The sequence below is a fragment of the Caballeronia arvi genome, assembly GCF_001544695.2.
GTDB lineage: Bacteria > Pseudomonadota > Gammaproteobacteria > Burkholderiales > Burkholderiaceae > Caballeronia > Caballeronia arvi.
This window is the reverse complement of record NZ_FCOM02000274.1, coordinates 1-987: the sequence shown is the minus strand read 5'-3', so window position 1 is coordinate 987 and position 987 is coordinate 1. Positions and strand designations below refer to the sequence as shown.

Annotated in this window: 2 protein-coding genes; both read left to right on the top strand. The window is 55.9% G+C overall.

Annotated elements, in window-relative coordinates:
- Positions 1–353 (top strand): hypothetical protein (locus tag AWB74_RS48130; RefSeq protein ID WP_235024970.1); only part of this gene is annotated, 353 nt, incomplete at its 5' end.
- Positions 354–636: 283 nt separating this feature from the next.
- Positions 637–969 carry a Sir2 family NAD-dependent protein deacetylase gene (locus AWB74_RS44860; RefSeq protein WP_087039604.1) on the top strand — a complete coding sequence of 111 codons (333 nt, stop codon included), beginning with the start codon at positions 637–639 and terminating at the stop codon, positions 967–969.
- Positions 970–987: the final 18 nt, after the last annotated feature.

The window sequence follows — 987 nt, the reverse complement described above, 5'->3', positions numbered from 1 at the left end:
CGGCAAAAGCCGCCATCGTCTCCCAGGTGGGTCAGTTTTATGTCGGCGACAGGGTCAGTTTTACATCGGCGCTAACACGAAGAAGGAATGAACTGGAAAACAACCTTCCACCGAAGGCGAAGATGGACTTGCAAAAAGAAATGTTGCGGTTGTGCGATGCTAACAATGGTTGGACCAGAGACCTTCTCGGACGTGACCGAGAAAGACTTAAACATGAGCTCGAGAGAGCCGGCCCGGACGTTGCGCTCACGCTCCCGCTACTGACCACGTTGCACGAGGCTCATGAGGCTATGCAAGCGTATCGAAGGCATTTACTCGACACAATTGAGCGAATCAAAAGGGGCGCTCTGTAGCTCTATGCCAGGTCGATGCGAAGCAGGCACTTCGAACGACTGCGATAGTCCCATTTGGGAGGCGACGGTCGGGCAGGCTGGTGGACATAAGTAGGCGAGCAGTGTTTCGATACGTATGACGGAGATGGACTCATCTACGTCGTTGCTGTCGGCGTGAAGACGCTCTTGCGCGTGCTGACAAGGCGCTGTACCGCGCAAAGCTAGGCGGTCGCTATCGAATCGAAGCTTGACATTTCCTGACTGTCTTCGTATCTGACAGCCAGTCATGCCGAAGGCCTTAAAAATGGACAACAACGCATCCAAGCTCTTTGTGTTTTCAGGCGCAGGACTGTCGGCCGAAAGCGGTCTTTCGACTTTTCGTACGGGGGACGGCATCTGGACTCGCAACAGCGTCGAGGAGGTCTGCAGCATTAACACCTGGCGGCGGAACCGCGCGGCCGTCTTCGAGTTTTACAACGACCGCATTCGCGAAAAGCACGACGCCAAGCCAAACGCTGCACATATGCTGCTGGCGAAGTGGCAGAACACGTGGGGAGCTGAACGCGTCCAACTGTTGACCCTGGCGGGCACCCAAACTCCCCCAGGGATGGGCACTTCAATTTCCCCCACCCGATGACCACCGGCTGAACTGCTG